General features: G+C 61.1%; 13 protein-coding genes and 1 tRNA gene. 5 read left to right on the plus strand and 9 right to left on the minus strand.

The annotated features are described in order from the left end of the window. Positions 1 to 32: 32 nt before the first annotated feature. A complete protein-coding gene (locus HNQ40_RS08820; protein ID WP_184677479.1) occupies positions 33 to 2,105 on the minus strand; it encodes a DGQHR domain-containing protein in 2,073 nt (690 codons plus the stop codon). An 822-nt stretch (positions 2,106 to 2,927) separates the two neighbouring features. Between HNQ40_RS08820 and HNQ40_RS08825 the strand changes: the two genes are divergently transcribed. The 3 genes from HNQ40_RS08825 (at position 2,928) to HNQ40_RS08835 (ending at position 5,770) form a co-directional block, all read left to right on the plus strand. Continuing rightward, positions 2,928 to 2,999: transfer RNA gene (locus tag HNQ40_RS08825), tRNA-Gly, on the plus strand. A 215-nt stretch (positions 3,000 to 3,214) separates the two neighbouring features. Next, positions 3,215 to 4,678: an Asp-tRNA(Asn)/Glu-tRNA(Gln) amidotransferase subunit GatA gene (gatA, locus tag HNQ40_RS08830; RefSeq protein WP_221435441.1), complete on the plus strand. Its 1,464-nt coding sequence runs from the start codon at positions 3,215 to 3,217 to the stop codon at positions 4,676 to 4,678. A 15-nt stretch (positions 4,679 to 4,693) separates the two neighbouring features. Then, positions 4,694 to 5,770 carry an asparaginase gene (locus HNQ40_RS08835; RefSeq protein ID WP_184677480.1) on the plus strand — a complete coding sequence of 359 codons (1,077 nt, stop codon included), beginning with the start codon at positions 4,694 to 4,696 and terminating at the stop codon, positions 5,768 to 5,770. Positions 5,771 to 5,868: 98 nt separating this feature from the next. On the opposite strand, the gene HNQ40_RS08840 is transcribed toward HNQ40_RS08835, so the two are convergent. The 3 genes from HNQ40_RS08840 to HNQ40_RS08850 all read right to left on the minus strand — a co-directional run bounded on the left by HNQ40_RS08840 (position 5,869) and on the right by HNQ40_RS08850 (position 8,180). Further along, a complete protein-coding gene (locus tag HNQ40_RS08840; protein ID WP_184677481.1) occupies positions 5,869 to 6,480 on the minus strand; it encodes a hypothetical protein in 612 nt (203 codons plus the stop codon). A gap of 163 nt (positions 6,481 to 6,643) precedes the next feature. Then, a complete protein-coding gene (locus tag HNQ40_RS08845) occupies positions 6,644 to 7,672 on the minus strand; it encodes a UDP-glucuronic acid decarboxylase family protein (protein WP_184677482.1) in 1,029 nt (342 codons plus the stop codon). Between the two features lie 82 nt (positions 7,673 to 7,754). Beyond that, positions 7,755 to 8,180 (minus strand): hypothetical protein, encoded by a 426-nt coding sequence (locus HNQ40_RS08850; protein WP_184677483.1) that lies wholly within the window; start codon positions 8,178 to 8,180, stop codon positions 7,755 to 7,757. A gap of 146 nt (positions 8,181 to 8,326) precedes the next feature. Between HNQ40_RS08850 and HNQ40_RS08855 the strand changes: the two genes are divergently transcribed. Further along, on the plus strand, positions 8,327 to 8,923 hold the full coding sequence (locus tag HNQ40_RS08855) for a hypothetical protein (RefSeq protein WP_221435442.1): 597 nt from the start codon (positions 8,327 to 8,329) through the stop codon (positions 8,921 to 8,923). 53 nt (positions 8,924 to 8,976) lie between these two features. After that, positions 8,977 to 9,411: a DUF501 domain-containing protein gene (locus HNQ40_RS08860; protein WP_184677485.1), complete on the plus strand. Its 435-nt coding sequence runs from the start codon at positions 8,977 to 8,979 to the stop codon at positions 9,409 to 9,411. A gap of 34 nt (positions 9,412 to 9,445) precedes the next feature. Here HNQ40_RS08860 and HNQ40_RS08865 read toward each other — a convergent pair whose 3' ends face one another. The 5 genes from HNQ40_RS08865 to serB form a co-directional block, all read right to left on the minus strand. Then, positions 9,446 to 9,880, minus strand: a complete 435-nt coding sequence (locus HNQ40_RS08865; RefSeq protein ID WP_184677486.1) for a hypothetical protein — start codon at positions 9,878 to 9,880, stop codon at positions 9,446 to 9,448. A gap of 170 nt (positions 9,881 to 10,050) precedes the next feature. Continuing rightward, the gene (gene recO / locus HNQ40_RS08870; RefSeq protein WP_184677487.1) at positions 10,051 to 10,824 is read right to left on the minus strand and encodes a DNA repair protein RecO; all 774 of its coding nucleotides are present in this window, start codon (positions 10,822 to 10,824) and stop codon (positions 10,051 to 10,053) included. 89 nt (positions 10,825 to 10,913) lie between these two features. Further along, positions 10,914 to 14,204 carry a valine--tRNA ligase gene (locus HNQ40_RS08875; RefSeq protein WP_184677488.1) on the minus strand — a complete coding sequence of 1,097 codons (3,291 nt, stop codon included), beginning with the start codon at positions 14,202 to 14,204 and terminating at the stop codon, positions 10,914 to 10,916. 244 nt (positions 14,205 to 14,448) lie between these two features. Further along, positions 14,449 to 15,474: a sulfotransferase family protein gene (locus tag HNQ40_RS08880; protein WP_184677489.1), complete on the minus strand. Its 1,026-nt coding sequence runs from the start codon at positions 15,472 to 15,474 to the stop codon at positions 14,449 to 14,451. Positions 15,475 to 15,507: 33 nt separating this feature from the next. Beyond that, on the minus strand, positions 15,508 to 16,776 hold the full coding sequence (serB, locus tag HNQ40_RS08885; protein ID WP_184677490.1) for a phosphoserine phosphatase SerB: 1,269 nt from the start codon (positions 16,774 to 16,776) through the stop codon (positions 15,508 to 15,510). Positions 16,777 to 16,875 lie beyond the last annotated feature (99 nt).

Consider the following 16,875-nt stretch of genomic DNA (forward strand, 5'->3'; position numbering starts at 1 on the left):
CCAGTTCAGTATTCAGAATTGCCACTCAGCGCCTAATCGATACGGCGATCAACTTCTTCATGAATGAAGTCGATGAAATCAAAATCCTCGTTTCGATATCTGCGTTTGTCTGTGGGGTGGGCAGGGATTCTTCTTAGCTCATTGACTCTGGTCATCCATTTAGTGTTTTTCGCCACACCCTTATCGCCAGGAAGCGGAATGTTAAAGACAGGCTTAAACCTCTCCCAGAGAGGTTTGCTCTCGATTATTTTTTTGTAATCAATGAAATCAAGATAGTGTTCCAGTTGGAGTCGGTCTTCGGTGTTGACGTCTAAAGACTTTTCGTAGGCTCCCGTCTTAATCCTCTTGTCCGTTACCCCTTTATCCCAATAGGCGTCATTCTCCTCGCCGTATATCTTGCGAAGCTCGTCAAAGATATATTTTTGAAGTCGCATTTGCACTTCTTTTAGGCGGCGATCTGCAAGATCAATACGCTCTTCTGATTGCTCAGATTCCCATTCTTCAAACCCCTCTGGCAGAAAGTCGCTGTACTCGGATTTAACGATCTTGCAAAGTCGGAAGTAAAATTCTTTGGGGCCGCCTGAGCCAAATTGAACCTTAAAACTGCGTTCTAGTACATCGTCACGTGCGCTGGTGACAAAATCCAGGACTGGCTGAAAGTACTCTTGGACTTCAAGAACAATTTCTTGAGCTTCAAGCTCAGCCGCATTGAATCCCTTGTTGGCTTCCATATACCGAATTAATGAGCTAAATAGCATTAAGTAGGCTTGGATTGACACGTTTGTGCACAGATAGCCTCCTCGTCCTTTTTCCCACTGCGAATTATTTGATTCACGCAAGGCATTGAAAAACAAATTGATTGCTGATCTGGCTCTGTCGAGAGTTGCAGCGTCAGACTTACCGCTTAATGGGCCCATCTCATAATTCTTGGGCTTGACAAGGGCTCTGCCGAGAAGCCCTGATCTGCGCAGACCGTCCTTGAATGCAGGGACCGTCAAGCATGTGTGGTCTGTAGTTTTTATTCCTTGAGCTGTTACGCGTCCGTAAAATGCCTCACCCACATCTAGGTTTAAAACTCCGACAAGCCGCGCACTCATTGCGCCTATTCGTTCTGTCGGAATAGTGGAACCCCAATTGAGCTCGCCTTCTAAATCTTCTAGAAGTGTTTTCGGGACTGTCCGTTGTTCGTGGTTGATAGTTACGAATAGACGGGCTTCCTCTTCTTTAGGTAGCTTTTCAAAAGCAATTACTGCGAGATTTTGGTCTAAATACTTGTCTTCCAAATGGGCATAACCATACAGCCTGTGTTGGCCATCAATTATCCAGGTAGATTGGTATTTGTCGGGAAGGTGCAGGTTTCCATAAGAGATGTCTACGCCACTTGCTTTTTTGACTACATCAAAGCGAATGTTGTTGGTGAAGTTCACAAGAACATTAGTGGGAAAAAAGCCGCCTTCTTCTAAAAAACTTCCTATTTTCTTCATTCTTGAACGGTCGATGAGGCGCTGATAGGCCGGGGCGCCATCTGGATCGCTAAGAGATCTGTGATTGACGAATGCAATTTTCAGAAGGTGTCTTGGTGTGCAGACAAAGCTGTAAAATTTACGTCCGCCGAGCTTTCCACGTATCGCAGGAACAATCTGATCCTTTAGCTCCGGAATTTTTTGATTCTTTAGGAACTCAGCTAGAAACTGGTACCTCGCTGCCATACCTAGGTGGTCTGCGATTTGCTGGTAATAGCGTACTTCTCTCTCTGTTACAGCGTGTATTTTATTCTGGTCGGCTCGCTCGCGATCTGGTCTGGACCAGATAATATTTTCGGTCGCAAAGATCCATATTATTTTTGGTTTGAACGATCGTCCGTAATGCTTGTTGATCGCTTTGGCTATTGGGCCCTTGGCCTCATCGTATCTTTCTAGATCACGGCGCAGGCTCTTTTTTTGAAGGTGTGTTGCGGACTTAGTTCGTACGACGACTACGGTTTCTTCATCACGAGCGAAGACATCGGCTTCTTCGAATTTCTCTACTCTTTTACTTGTTTCCGTGGCTATAGAAAAATTACGCCCTTGATTCATTTCGGGATAGCCCAGCTTATAGAGAAGCAACCAAAGGCGATCTTCGAACCGCTCTTGAATAGGCTTCAGGCGCCTAAGGCGTACTGTTTTCTTGAGACGCTTCTCAAACTCCCAACCATCAGCTTGAGCTGCCTCAAGGTCTTCCGGAGGAACAGATTGGGTGTTGTGTTGCTTACGCCTCTTCCGCGATTCGGCGGCTAAGCTTTTTGGTTCGTCAAGAAGAGGTTTAGAATCTGCCCGATATCATTTGTCATTGGTTTCCCCAGACTGTGTATTCCTTCGTGATATTCGAAAACAATCGAAGGTGCAAACCGATCATGTTGAATCCTGTAAGGGGCGTGAGTCATACATCCACATAACCCCAGAACCATACTTCTCGTCAGGCTTGCGTCGTTTGCAAACAGGGTTTCGTGTTGCCGGCCCATAAACGGCTCCCGTTGCTCCCCAAGCCAGTTCAGCGAGCGCCGCTCAGCAGGGGGCGAAGGTGGGCGAGGGGAGCGAACTCAAGGGTGAACACCCGGCCGAGCCAGGTCGTCCCGGCCGTCCCTAGCTGCCATTCCAGCCTCCTTAAGATGACGGGGATCTCACGGCGGCCCCAGGAAATTTGTGACTGAAATTACAATTGTGGTGGCGGCCCAACCAGCGACCCTAGATCTGACATACCGGTCACTTTCGGGTCATCTACAGGTCATCTAGAGCGAGGGGTGGCACGAGTCGTATTTATTTGGTATAGTTCGCGGCCCGAAAAGTGGTTTGGCTGTAATCGTGGCTGTAAGGCTTCCTGAGCAACCAAAACCCTAACTTTTCGAAAAATCGTAAGTGCCTTCGAATGAATGCCTTACGTCACCGTTTGCGGGTGTAGCTCAGCGGTAGAGCGTTACCTTGCCAAGGTAAATGTCGAGAGTTCGATCCTCTTCACCCGCTTTCTCGGCCAACGGTCGAAAAAGCCCCTCAAAAACCTGTTTTTGACGCGAAACGCACCTTTCACGGGTGCGTTTTTGGGTTTTGGGGTGAGTTTTTGCGTGGACGGGGCCGCGGCGGGCTGCGGGGGGCGGGGTGTCGTGATAGGCTGTCGGGCCGTAGTTCGGGCGGGCTGTTTTTCGGCCGTCCGAGCGATCCCCGCTTTGTGAAACCGTTGTGTGAGACTGCATTTGAACCTCTGCCAACAGACCGCTGCCACGTTGATCCCGATGCTCGAAGCCGGCCAAACGTCGTGTGTGGCGGTGATGGAATCGGTGCTGGACCAGATCGAGGCGCGGGAGGCCGAGGTGCACGCTTTTGTGAGCGTTCGCGGCCGGGATGAGCTGTTGGCCGAGGCCAAGGCGGTGGACGAGATGCGGGCGGCCGGCGAAGAGGTCGGCCCGTTGGCGGGGTTGCCGGTGGCGATCAAGGACAACATCTGCACGAAGGGGCTGAAGACGAGCTGCTCGTCGAAGATGTTGGAGAACTTTGTCCCGCCATACGACGCGACGGTGATCGAGAAGGTGGTCGCGGCGGACGGGATCATCCTGGGCAAGACGAACATGGACGAGTTTGCCATGGGCTCGTCCACCGAGAACTCGGCGTTGGGGAACACGAAGAACCCGCGCGACCTCGAACGTGTGCCGGGCGGCTCGAGCGGCGGCTCGGCGGCGGCGGTCGCGGCGGACATGACCATCCTGGCGCTTGGCTCGGACACCGGCGGGTCGATCCGTCAGCCCGCGTCGTTCTGCGGCGTGGTGGGGATGAAGCCGACTTATGGCCGGGTGTCGCGCTACGGTTTGGTGGCGTACGCCTCGTCGCTGGACCAGATCGGACCGATCGCCAAGTGTGTGGAAGACGCGGCGCTGCTCATGGGCGTGATCGCGGGCCACGATGCGAAAGACTCGACGTGCCTAGATGTGAACGAGCCGATCGTCGCGGACCTGGACAACGGTGCGGGCAAGTCGTATCGCATGGGGGTCCCGGCCGAGTACACCCAGGACGGCACGGATCCCGCGGTGCAGGCGGCGGTGGATCAGACGATCGCGAAGCTCGAAGCACTCGGCCACGAAGTGGTGCCGGTCGAGTTGCCGCACACGGATTACGCGATCCCGACGTACTACCTGATCGCCTCGGCGGAGGCGAGCTCGAACCTGTCACGTTACGCGGGGTACGCCTACGGCCACCGCGCCGAGGACCCCGAATCCATCGACGACATGATCGCCCGCAGCCGCGGCGAAGGCTTCGGCGACGAGGTGAAGCGGCGGATCATGCTCGGCACCTACGCGCTGTCCTCCGGCTACGACGAGCAGTACTACGAGAAGGCGCTACGGGTCCGCCGACTGATCCAGCAGGACTTTGATGCGGCGTTTGCGAAGTGCGACTTCATCGTCCACGCGGTCGCGCCGCACCCGGCGTTCAAGCTCGGCGAGAAGACGGACGACCCGCTGGCGATGTACCTCGAAGACATCTTCAGCGTCACCGCAAACCTGGCGGGTCTGCCCGCGATCAGCGTGCCCGTGCCGCAGGAAGACGGAACCCCGCCGATCGGTGTGCAGTGTGTCGCCCCGGCGTTGCGGGAGGCCGACCTCTTGGCGATGGCCGTTGCGATGCAGAACGCCGTTGCGACGCCCGCGGTCTGACGCGAGACTCGTTACATGAGTGATCGTAAACCCCGACTCTGTGTCATCACGACCGGCGGCACCATCGGCATGGTGCGCGACGCCGATGGGATCGCCCACCCGCCGGTCGACCACAGCGATTTTCACAACCTGCTTGGACCGATCGCAGGGCGGTACGACCTGACCGCGTTGCCGCTGATGAACCGCGACAGCACCAACATGCTGCCGAGCGATTGGTCGCGGATTGCAGAGCACATCGACCAGAGCCGCGGCGAGGGATTCGATGGCTACGTGGTCACGCACGGCACGGACACGTTGGCCCACAGCGCGGCCGCGGTGGCGTTTGCGTTGGGCCCGCCGCCGCTGCTTTCCCCGGTGGTGTTCACCGGCGCGATGCACACGCCCGATCACGACGACTACGACGGCTTGGCGAATTTGCAGACGGCTTGCCGTGTGGCCTCGGCCAACCTGGGGGAAGTGGTCATCGCCTTCGGATCGAGCATCTACCGTGGCGTGCGTGTCGAGAAGGTCAGCGCGACCGAGCTCGATGCGTTCGCTTCGCCCGAGTCTTATGCTTTGGGACGCGTGGCTGAGGAAGTGGTGCTTCACGACGACGCGGTTCGGCGGGGCAACGAAGCGGAGCATCCGCATTGGCCAGCCGAGACCGGCTTTGCGGATCGGGTCGCGACGGTTTCACTGACGCCGGGTTTGGAGCCCGCGTTGTACGAATCTTTGTTGGTATCCGATCGGCCCTGCCGAGGCGTGTTGCTGCGAACGCTGGGGGCGGGCAACGTCTCCAGCCGAGAGACAACGGATTGGGTGCGGTGGATCGCTCGGGCCACGGAGCAGGATATCCCGGTGGTGTTGACCAGCTCGTTTTTTGGCGGGCGGACGGACGCGAGTGGTTACGCGTTGGGTCAGGCCGCGATCGAAGCGGGCGCGATCCCGCATGCCGGGCTGACGGAACCTTGTGTGGAGGTGAAGCTGCGGCACTCGATCGCGGCGGCGCAGCGGCACGGCGTGGCGGCGTGCGAGTTTGTGCGGAACGTGATGGCGCACAACTACTTTGGGGAGCTCGGGGGTTCGCCGCAGAGTACGACCGAGGATGAGTGAGTAGGGGGGTACCAGACGCTTCGCGGAGATGCCGCTCAGTGTCGGCGTGGGGGAAAAGTTGTATCGGGTTTTGCGCGGGGGCGTGAGGCAGAAAAGATTTACTTGAGCCTTGCGGGCAGCCGGGTGAACACGAGGGGTTCGGTGTGGTCGAAGAGTTCTTCCGCACCGCGTCCCACGAGCATGGCGGCGAGTTCCTCTTCAGCAGCGGGATCGAGACGGGTGCATTCACCGTCGGCCTCGCCGGGGAGTTCGCCCCTTCGGACCAGGTCCGCGAAGACGGATTCGCGGGGCGCGGCAAAGACCAGTGGATTGGGCGGATTGGCGGCGGCGTTCTGGTCGATGGCATAAGCGAACAGCCAGCGTTCGAGCTGGTCAGGGTCTTCGTTATCGTCGGGTTCCACCGATGAGGCGTCGTAGTTGAGACGGACGTAGGCGATGGTCTTGCCGCCCCAGTAGCGCAGCTCGATGTCCACCACCATCATCCGGAAACCGTCGCGTTGATCGTACTCAACCCACGCGGCCTGGAGCGTTGAGTCGCCGGTCTGCTGGACCTGAATCACGCCCTCGCCCGTGCTGTAGTGGCCGACGTAATGGGCAGTGTGGTGTTCGACAAGGCCACGACCAAACGGCTCGTCAACGTACACCACATCACAACCCGTTGAAATCAGGACCGACAGACTCAGAAGCAGCAAAGGGGTGAATCTAGTCACGGCGTCTCCTTTCGACATCGGCACCACGAGGCAAGTCGCATTGCTCCCAACCTTGAGCATATCCAACCCCTCGGTGATCCCAAGCAAAGATAAAAAACCGCCCTCCCACAATTGCGAATGCGGGAGGGTGTGGTTTGGTTTGAAGTTGTGCGGTCGCCGCGTTTTACACCTTGGTCATCTTGCTGTTCTTGTGGGCGTCGTGGTCGGTGGGCTTGCGGAAGCTGTCGAGGTCGACGCTGCGGAAAAACTCGATGGTTTTGGCGAGGCCCTCGGCGAGCGGGACTTTGGGCTCCCAGTCGAGTTCTTGCTTGGCCAGCGAAATATCGGGCTTGCGCTGTAACGGGTCGTCGTTGGGGAGTGGTAAGTAGGTGAGCTTCGACGAGCTGCCGGTGAGTTCGATGATCTGCTCGGCGAGCTGTTTGATGGTGAATTCGCCGGGGTTGCCGATGTTCACCGGGCCGACAAATGCGTCGGCGGGGTCGCCGCTCTCCGGCTCGTTGTTCATGTGGGCCATGATGACATCGACCAGGTCGTCGCAGTAGCAGAAGCTGCGGGTCTGCGAACCATCGCCGTAGAGCGTGAGGTCTTCACCCTTGAGGGCCTGGACGATGAAGTTGGTGACCACCCGGCCGTCGTAGGGGTGCATGCGCGGGCCGTAGGTGTTGAAGATGCGGACCACGCGGATGTCGACGCCGTTGGACCGGTGGTAGTCGAAGAAGAGCGTCTCGGCGGCGCGTTTGCCTTCGTCGTAGCAGGCGCGGATGCCGATGGGGTTGACGTTGCCGCGGTAGGCTTCGGTTTGCGGGTGGTGCTCGGCGGTGGGGTCGCCGTAGACCTCGGAGGTCGAGGCCTGGAGTATGCGGGCGCCCGTGCGCTTGGCCATGCCGAGCATGTTGATCGCGCCCATGACGCTGACCTTCATGGTCTTGATCGGGTTGTATTGGTAGTGCACCGGGCTGGCGGGGCAGGCCATGTTGTAGATCTGGTCGACCTCGAGCGTGATCGGGTGGGTCACATCGTGGCGGATGAACTCAAAGTTCGCCGCGTCCAACAGGTGGCTGATGTTGCTCTTCTGGCTGGTGAACAGGTTGTCCAGGCAGATGACATCGTGGCCGGCCTTGACCAGGCGTTCACAGATATGGCTGCCGAGGAAGCCGGCGCCGCCGGTGACGAGGATTCGTTTGGTGCTCATAGGGTCTCAACCGGGTCTATGGGTCTGGAAGTCTAATCGGTCAGACCGCAGGGGCCAGTGAATTTGGGGTAAAAGATTGATTTCAGTCGATTTGCGGCTTGAAGACCGCGCCGGCTTCGACGTCGAAGCTGGCGATCTGGCCGATCGAGAACTGCTCGGTGCTCTGGCGTTCGTCGCTGAGCGTACAGATCAGCGTGGGGCCGGCTTGGACGTAGAGGGTGCGACTCGGCCCGTGTCCGCCGACGATCCGCCCCTGCACCCGGCGCGGTCGGCCGAAAACAGGCTCGACAAACTTGCCGCCCGCGGGGATGACGTCCACCCGGCGGGCGGTGGCGTGGATCGTGCCGGTGATCTTTTTGCCCACAGCGACGGGTGGCTCGATCTCGACCACCAGCTTCATCCGATAATCCGTGCCCGGCAGGCCAATCTCGATCTCGCCCTCGCGGTGTTCCAAGAGCTTGCCCGAAACGGTGGGCACCGCAGAAGCGGTCGCGGGGTTATCGGCCATGTCGTGGTCTCCGGCTTGTAGCAGTGGGGGCTAAGGTTATCGTGCGCGGCGTACGCCAAGCGGATTTGCCTCGCGGCGAGGTGCAGCGAAGCATTGCATCGGTCAGTAAGATAGCTGCCTTGGGCCAGCGTTTCGAATCGTCGCCCATGCCACCCGCCCACGGACGCCGGCGGACCACCGTGCCTAGGATGCGGCCGTTCACCCGATTCAACGCGAATCCCCAGAAGTACCCACCCGTGGCCACCGACCGCTCGATTAACAAGTCGTATTGCACCAGCAGCATCCGCGTGGACTACGCCCACGTCGGCCTCTACGACGTGACCGATCGTCAGGCCTGGATCGCCAAGAAAAAATGGGGCACCGTGCCCGTCCGGGTCTCTCACGCCCGATTGCTCAAGGGCGGCACCAACGACACCTCCACCGCCGACAAAGACAAGTTCGTCTGCTACTGGTACCACACCCCCGGCACCGGCGAAGGCTACGTCCACGGCTACCCCATCGAGTGGGACGAAGGCCACCTGCTTATCCGCCTCGACCCCAACTGGTCCTACGCCCAAAAGAAGTTCATCCCCAACACCGACTCCCGCCGGGTCGAGAAAAACATCGAACAGCAGTACGCCTGGGGCCAATCCATCTTCGACACCTACGCCAAGAAGAACCCCGATTTTCCGCTGTCCTGGCACATGGTCGGCCCCCGCGCCGCCGACTCGATGTTCTACATCCAACGCGTCGAGCCGTCCTGAATCCGGTCTTCCCCTACGCGGCGTGCGGGCTTCAGCCCGCATGCCTTCTCCCCATGTCCCGCGACATCTCCCTCGATCAATACGACATCGTCTACCCGCTGCGTCGATTCCCCGACCACGTTGAGCCCTTCCCCACGATCTACTATCTGACCGATCCCCAGTTGCTCCACGCGATGTCCGAGCTCGAACGGCTCAACACCGTCGGGCGTTTGGAAAAGCGCTTGGCGGAGGATGCCGAGCTCCGCGCCGCCTACCACGCCGACCACGCGGAATATCGTGACACCCGTTGGGCGATGCTGACCGAGGAAGACCGCGCTGCCGTGGAGGCTTCGCCATCGTTGGCTAAGAGTTTTGCGTGGGGCATCGCGGGCATCGCCAACTTCGATACCGTCAAATGCCTCCACGCCCACATGGCTCACCATCTCGCCAACGCAGAACGGGGTGGAACCACCATCGGACGGTGCATCGAAGAACTGCTCGATGGCTAGTTGAATGGCTTGCTTTTGCTGCCCCGGGTTCGTTTTACATGGGGCGACCCATCACGGTGACCAAAGCCAAGCCCATCAGCGGGGCGGCCAGCAAGCTGACGCAGCGGAGCCTGCCGCGGAATCGACCCGCGTCGCAGTACTGCCCCCGCCACGGGGTGGTTACGAGCCCGAGCACCGGGGCGACCAGCCAACTTATCGCCAGCACGCAATCCATCACTCGCGTCTCCAGGCCATCGGGCGAAGTGCGGTTCAGATAGATCGCGGGCACCAGCACAGCATACGGAAGCCAGATGCATAACAGGTTAGTCGCGTTGAGCTTCCACAAATAAGGCAGCCCGACAAACGAAACCTTTTCCAACGCCACGCCACACGCGGGGCAGCGGGGTTGGGTTAGCTGTCCCACCGCTGCGCCGCATTCCGGACAGTGGGACCGGCTGCCGATTCGCAGCCACCAGGCATCTTCACTCATAGCTTTCCATCTCTGACCGCTCTTCACGACGACCAAGCTGAATCGGCATCGCGAAACACAACCGGGATTGGCGCGGACTCAGGATTCATGAAACACACGATTCTCTAACATTTTAGTCCGAGACAGCACCCCCGCAACCGCCGACGCCGGTAGCCTGACGTCCCACGGACCTACTTGGCAGCCCCGCCCAGCACCACACCCATAGTCGGCAACTCCTTGTCGAGGATCGTCCGGGCGTACACGCACAGCAGCCGATTCGCCCGTTCGAGCGTCGCGGGCTCAAACCCCGAGAGTTCGCCTTCTTCCGCCACGGCCCGCAACGCTTCGACGGTCTCGCTCCGCACCCGCCAGTCGGCGATCCCTTTGTCGCTGGTCAGCCCGCCCGCGACGGGATCGAATGTGTAGGTCTTCACTGTTGCGAGTTCCTCATCTCGCCGTACATCCCGCGTCAGCTCCGGCTTGTACCCGCAGTCCGCCAGCAACCCCCACTGAAACCGAAGCAGCGCCCCCTCCACCCCCGGCGTGCGGGCTTCAGCCCGCATGCTGTCCCCCCCACAAAGCGCAACCAACAAATCCCGCAACAACCTGAACGACTCCGGGTGCGGATCCAGGTCCGCCAACATCGCATGGCACAGGTCCGCCGCATACATCGCCACCCGCTGCGCCCGCAGGTCACGTCGCAGCGCGAAGTGGTCCTGCTGCAGGTCCCATTCGGTGATGGACGCCAGCTCACTGCTGGGGCGAGAGGTCGCGATCACTTGGCCCGCGGTGAGCAATTCAATCCCGCCGGAAAACCGCTGGATGCTCGACGGGGATTGCCGTTTGCTGCCCTTGGCCAATCCCCGCACCTTGCCACGCGTCTCGGTCAGCAGCACCACCACCTGGCTGGACTCCGACCAGTCCAGGTCGCGGATGCAGATGGCTTGGTCCTTGAAGCGGGGCATAGGGCAATCATATCGATCCGGTCATTGGGAGAGCGGATCGCCTGCGCGGCGAGCGGCAGGGGCGCTGCCCCTGCACCCCGTACCGAAACTCAACCCAGCGCTGTTAGCTGCTCGACCACCCGCTCCAGTTCCGCGGCGGCGTCGGCCCGTTGGTCGCGGGTTTGTTGCACGAGGTGGGCAGGCGCTTTGCTGGTGTACTTCTCGTTGCTCAGCCGGCCATCCAGGGTCTTGATCGATTTCTCGAGTTCTTCTTTGCGCTTGGTCAGGCGTTCGCTTTCCGCATCGTTGTCGATCTCGATGTGCAGGTAGCCCTCGCCCACCGGGGCGGTGACCACCGCGGCGTTCTCGGGTTTCACCGTGTCGGGGCCGACGCCCACGATGTTCGTGTTGGTCATCGCGCTCATGAGCGAAAGCCCCTCTCGGATCGTCCCGGCCACGTCTTCGCCGACCTTCACCGAGAAGTCCAGCGTCTCTTTCGGCGAGACCTTCGCGCCGTTGCGTACCTCGCGGATCATGCCGACCACTTCCTGGATTCGGCCGAACCGTTGCTCGGCGTCCAGGTCGATCAGCGCCCGGTCCGCCACCGGCCAGTCGGCCGTCACGAGCAGGTCGTTCTCGTTGGGATCGAGGCCTTCCACGCCACGCTTCGGGCACACGGCGCTGAGCGCCTCCCACAGCCGCTCGGTCACGAACGGCATCACGGGGTGCAGCAGACGCAACGACACATCCAACACCGTCGCCAACACCTGCCGACTCCGCGCCCCCTCGGGCTTGGTGATGATCGGCTTCACCGCCTCGATGTACCAGTCGCACACCTCGTTCCACACAAACTGATACAGCCCGTTGGCGTAGTTGTGGAAGTCGTAACCGGCCAGGTGCTTGTCGGCCGATTCCACCGCTCGCACGGTGCGCGACAAGATCCAACGGTCGGCCACGCTCATCCGCACGCCCACCGCGTCCGGCTCGGCCTCGGCGAGGTTGCCCAATGCAAACCGTGTGGCGTTCCACAGCTTGGTCGAGAAACGCTGACCCACGTCGAATTTTTCCGACGTGTTGCGGGCCGCGGGCGTGTCGTCGGTCGGCTCGGCGGTACCCGAAGCGATACCGTAGGACGAGACCATCTTCTTGCCGTTGTGTTCTTGTTCCGGGGCAGCGACCTTGTAGCCGCCGGGGCCGGTGATGAACTTGGGGGTGAAGGTTTCGCCGGTGTGCGGGTCGATGGTGTCGACGGGCAAGCGGACGTCCTGGGTCTGGGTGGTCATGGCGGTGAGCGTGTAGCGCATCGCGTCGCTGCCGTGGGAGTGGATGATGTCGATCGGGTCGACGCCGTTGCCCAGCGACTTGGACATCTTCTGGCCGTGGCCGTCCTGGATCATCGCGTGAATGAACACGTCCTTGAACGGCAGCTGATCGAGGAAGTACAGGTTGAACATCACCATCCGCGAGACCCACAACGTGATGATCTCCCGCGCGGTGCAGAGCACGGACGTGGGGTTCCACAGCTCGAGGTCCGGCGTCTTCTCCGGCCAGCCGAGCGTCGACATCGGCCAGAGGGCCGAGGAGAACCAAGTGTCGAGGACGTCGGGGTCTTGGACGAAGCCGCGTTCTTGCAACAGCTCAACAAGAATTGTTTCTTCTGCAGAATCTAGCGATGCGGGTACGCAAACAAAATCTTCAATCTGAGACGACCCCGACTTTGCTAATACAGTGGAGACTCTTCTATGTGCAGCGCCGAGGCGTACATATTTAGAATCGCTTTCGGCTAGAAGTGCGTTGGTAATCTTTCCGACCTCGGCATTTGCTGTCTCGCCAGGCTTGAGTTTCACCTTGAGCGTTTGTGCGCGGCTCCAAACCGGAATCCGGTGTCCCCACCACAACTGACGTGAGATACACCAGTCACGAATGTTTTCGTGCCAGGTCTGGAACGTCTTGGCGTAGCGTTCGGGGGTGAACTTCAGGCCCGTTGCTTCGGCGTGGGCCTTGGATTCAAAGGCCTCGTCTTCGCTGGGCTGACGCTGCGACTTGTCCATCGCGCGGAGGGCGGCGCCCTTGAGCTTGTCATCCGTCACCTTGAGGTACCACTGGTCGGAGTAGTACGGCTCGACCGGCACGTGGCTACGGTAGCTGTGGCCCACGGCGTGGCGGTAGGGCTTGACCTCCTGCATCAGGTCTTGGTCTTTGAACCAGCGCACGATGGCCTTGCGGGCGTCTTCGCGGGACAGGCCGACGAAGGGCTGGAGGGTGTCGTTGGCGTCGGGGTTTTCCTCGGCCGGCCAGCCGTGGTTAATCGAGATCGATGCATCGGGGGCCATCACGTTGATGATGGGCAGGTCGTGGCGCTGGCCGATGTCGTAGTCGTTGGGGTCGTGGGCGGGGGTGACTTTGAGGAAGCCGGATGCCATCTTGGCTTTGCTGTCGACCGGGGTACCAGACGCTTCGGCGGCCTCAGCGTCGGCGTCGGAGACGGGGATGACCACGTAGTCGTCGCCGATGATGGGGATCACGCGGTCGACGATGGGCAGCTTCACGAACTGGCCGATGTATTGGGCGCGGGACTTGTCGTCGGGGTTCACGGCCACGGCGGTGTCGCCGAGCATGGTCTCGGGGCGGGTGGTGGCGACGGTGGCGAAGTCGCCGGTCTCTTCCCAGAGGTCGGGGTTGGCGGGATCCGGGGCTTTGTCGCTGCGCTCCGCAGCCTCCGGCTTGGGGCGGACGATGGGATACTTCATGTAATAGAAGTTGCCATCGATGTCTTCCATCTCGACTTCGTCGTCGGCCAGAGCGGTCTGGGTCACGGGGTCCCAGTTCACCAGGCGTTTGCCGCGGTAGATCAGGCCGTCCTTGAAGAGCTGGAAGTACGCTTCGCGCACAGCCTTGGCCCGCGGCTCGTCCATGGTGAAGGCTTGGCGGTCCCAGTCGCAGGAGCAGCCCATGTCTTTGAGCTGTTGGGTGATGCGGGCTTCGTATTCGTCTTTCCAGTCCTGGACCTTTTCGATGAACGCGTCGCGGCCGCCTTGGCCCTCGGCCTCGTCGAGCTTGTACTCTTTGAGGGCCTTTTGGCCGGTGGCTAGGAGACGTTTGTCGACGACGGACTGGGTGGCGATGCCCGCGTGGTCGGTGCCGGGGAGCCAGACGGCGTTGTGTCCTTTCATGCGCGCAGCCCGGGTGAGCACGTCCTGCAGCGTGTTGTTCAGGGCGTGGCCCAGGTGCAGCGCGGCGGTGACGTTCGGCGGGGGAATCGCGATGGCGTACGGATCGCCCGCGTCCTCGGCCGAGGCTTGAAAGGCTTTGGCAGCGATCCAGCGTTCGGTGATCGACGATTCGACATCGGCGGGGACATATTTGGAAGGCAGGTCGTGGGCGGCGGTGGCGTTGCTCATGGCGAGGCTCGGATAACGATGCGCGGGGCGGCGCAGGGGCATAGGGCTAGGGCAATGGGTGGGGTGTCCCGCTTCGGTGACGTCGAGGCGGGGCGGAGAAGAGGGGGTCGTCCCCTCAGCTAACGGGGACGCTGGCGAGGTTGGTGGCGGCAGCGAGCATGCGGGAAGTATACCAGACGCTTCGCCCCGGATTGGGGCTCAGCGTCGGCGTGGGTTGCCGGGGTTGTGGGGTTTGCTGCGGAATTCAGCGCATGTGGCTGTTTTGAATCTCGTCGATTCGCTTGCGGACCGCGGCTTCCCAGGACTTGGGGCCGGTGCGTTGGGCGACGGCGTATTGCAGCCAGTTCGAGACGCCCCAGCGTTTGCTGTTGAACGTCACGCGTCCCCAGCGGTTGCCCAGATTGAGGCGGAGCTTCTCGAAGGCGCCGGGCGGCGTCGGCTCGCCATCGGACAACTCGTAGCCGCGGGCTTTCATGAGGTCGAGGCATTGGTACTCGACAAGCTGGCGTTCGCGGGGCGACTGCTTGGTGCGCCACTGCTCGGCGAGCTTGGGGTCGGGGCGGGAGTAGGTCGTGTCCACATCCAGCGCGAGCATGGCCGGGTCGTAGGTGAGGCCGAGGAACTCGCAGACGCGGGTCAGCTCGGCCTCGGGTTCGCGGACGAGGTCTTCGTATTTGACATCCAGCGTCTGTTCGGGCTTCACCTGCGAGCAGAGCTTGTCCCAGTGTTCTTCGGGGCGGATCCAGTAGTCGGCCCCGCCGTGGACGTTGCTGGCCCAGCCCATGCCGATGCACGAGCGGGCGACGTCGCGCGGGTCACGTAGCGTGTGGATGAACTTGGCGTTGGGCCAGAGCTTGGGCAGCAGGTCCATCCGGCTGTGGATGGTGCCGCCGAGCACGGGCAGCTGGCCGCCGCGGTCGTAGGCCTGGGCGATGAAGCTGTGCATCAGCGCGGGGTAGTCGAGTGACGGGTCGACCTCGAAGCCGTTGAGCAACATCATCCGGTCGGTCTTGGCGAACTCGTGGTAGCTCGCTATGTCCGGCCAGTTGTCGCCGACGGCTTCGGAGACGCAGCCCTCGAACTCGCCAAAGATGTAGGCCTGGGGGTGGTGGTCGATGAGCAGACGCAGCAGGGTGGTGCCCGAGCGGAGCGGGCCGACGATGAACACCGGCTCGTTGAGGACGCGATCACGCTGGCTGTCGTCGGCGACGGGCGCGGCGGCGGATTCGGGGTTGGTGGGGGCGGCCGGATCGGGCGGGGCTGCGTTCATACACGCCTTATCGGTTCATCGGCTGGGGCCGGTTCAGTCGGTTTGGGCGGTCCTTTGGCGGTCACGGACGCCCAGGAGGTAGAGCACCGCGTCGAGGCCGAGCGTCGAGACGGACTGCTCGGCCTGTTCCCGGACGATCGGCTTGGCGTGGAAGGCGATGCCCAGGCCAGCCCGGTTGAGCATGGGCAGGTCGTTGGCCCCGTCGCCCACCGCGACGACTTGCTGCTCGTTGATGCCTTCGGTGGCGGCGAGTTCGCCGAGCAGCTCGGCCTTGCGTGGGCCGTTGACGATGGTGCCCAGGACGTTGCCGGTGAGCTTGCCGTCGACGATTTCGAGTTCGTTGGCGTGGACGTGGTCGAGGCCGAGCTTCTGCTGGAGGTGTCGGCCGAAGTAGGTGAACCCGCCCGAGAGGACCGCGGTCTTGTAGCCAAACGCCTTGAGGTTGGCGAGCAACGTCTCGCAGCCCTCGGTGAGCACGAGACGCTCGGCCACGGTCTGCATGGTCGACTCGGGTAGGCCGGCGAGCGTGGCGGCACGCTGACGGAGCGAGGCGTCGAAATCGAGCTCGCCCCGCATCGCGGCCTCGGTGATGGCGGCGACCTGATCGCCCGCGCCAGCCTCCTTGGCCAGCTCGTCGATGACCTCGGCCTGGATCAGCGTCGAGTCCATGTCGAACACGACCATGCGACGCGACCGCCGGTACACGTCGTCTTTCTGCCATGCGATGTCCAGCGACAGGTCGCTGCCGAGCTGCATGAAATGGCCGTGCATCGCATCGGCATCGCGCAGCTCGCCCCGTAGCCAGAACTCGATGCAGGCGCGACGGGGTTGGCCGGTGTCGGCCTCGCTGCCGGGGCGGGGCGGTCGACCCGAGAGACGGTGGATCACGTCGATGTTCAGGCCTTGCGCTGCGATCACCGAGGTCACCGCAGCGAGCTGCTCGGCGGTGAGGCTTCGGGTGAGCAGCGTGAGGATGTGCCGGGGCTTGCCCTGCCGGCCGACCCAGTGGTCGTAGTTCGCGTCGGCGATGGGCTTGGCTTTGAGCTTGAGGTCGTGGTGCTTGGCGACCTTGCGGATCGCCTTGAGGGTTTTCTTGGTCTTCGCCTCGTCGCAGACCAGATCGTCGGGCAGGCGGACCATCATGCCCAGCAGCAGCGACTGGTGGATCACGGCCTGGTTGATGTCCAACACCGTCGCGCCGAGTTGGGCGAGGGCGTCGGACAGCTCGGCGGTGAGACCGGGCCGGTCCTCGCCGGTGAAACGCAGGAGATGGGTGGTCGTGATGGTCGGTTTCTCCGCCATAGGCGCGGGAGATTGTAACGTCTGTCTCATTTCACCTTGGAGGGTGGCTTAGGGTGAGACCAGAAACAGAACATGATGACAAGCAGAACTGCTGCCCAG

It is taken from the genome of Algisphaera agarilytica, assembly GCF_014207595.1.
In the GTDB taxonomy this organism is placed as follows: domain Bacteria; phylum Planctomycetota; class Phycisphaerae; order Phycisphaerales; family Phycisphaeraceae; genus Algisphaera; species Algisphaera agarilytica.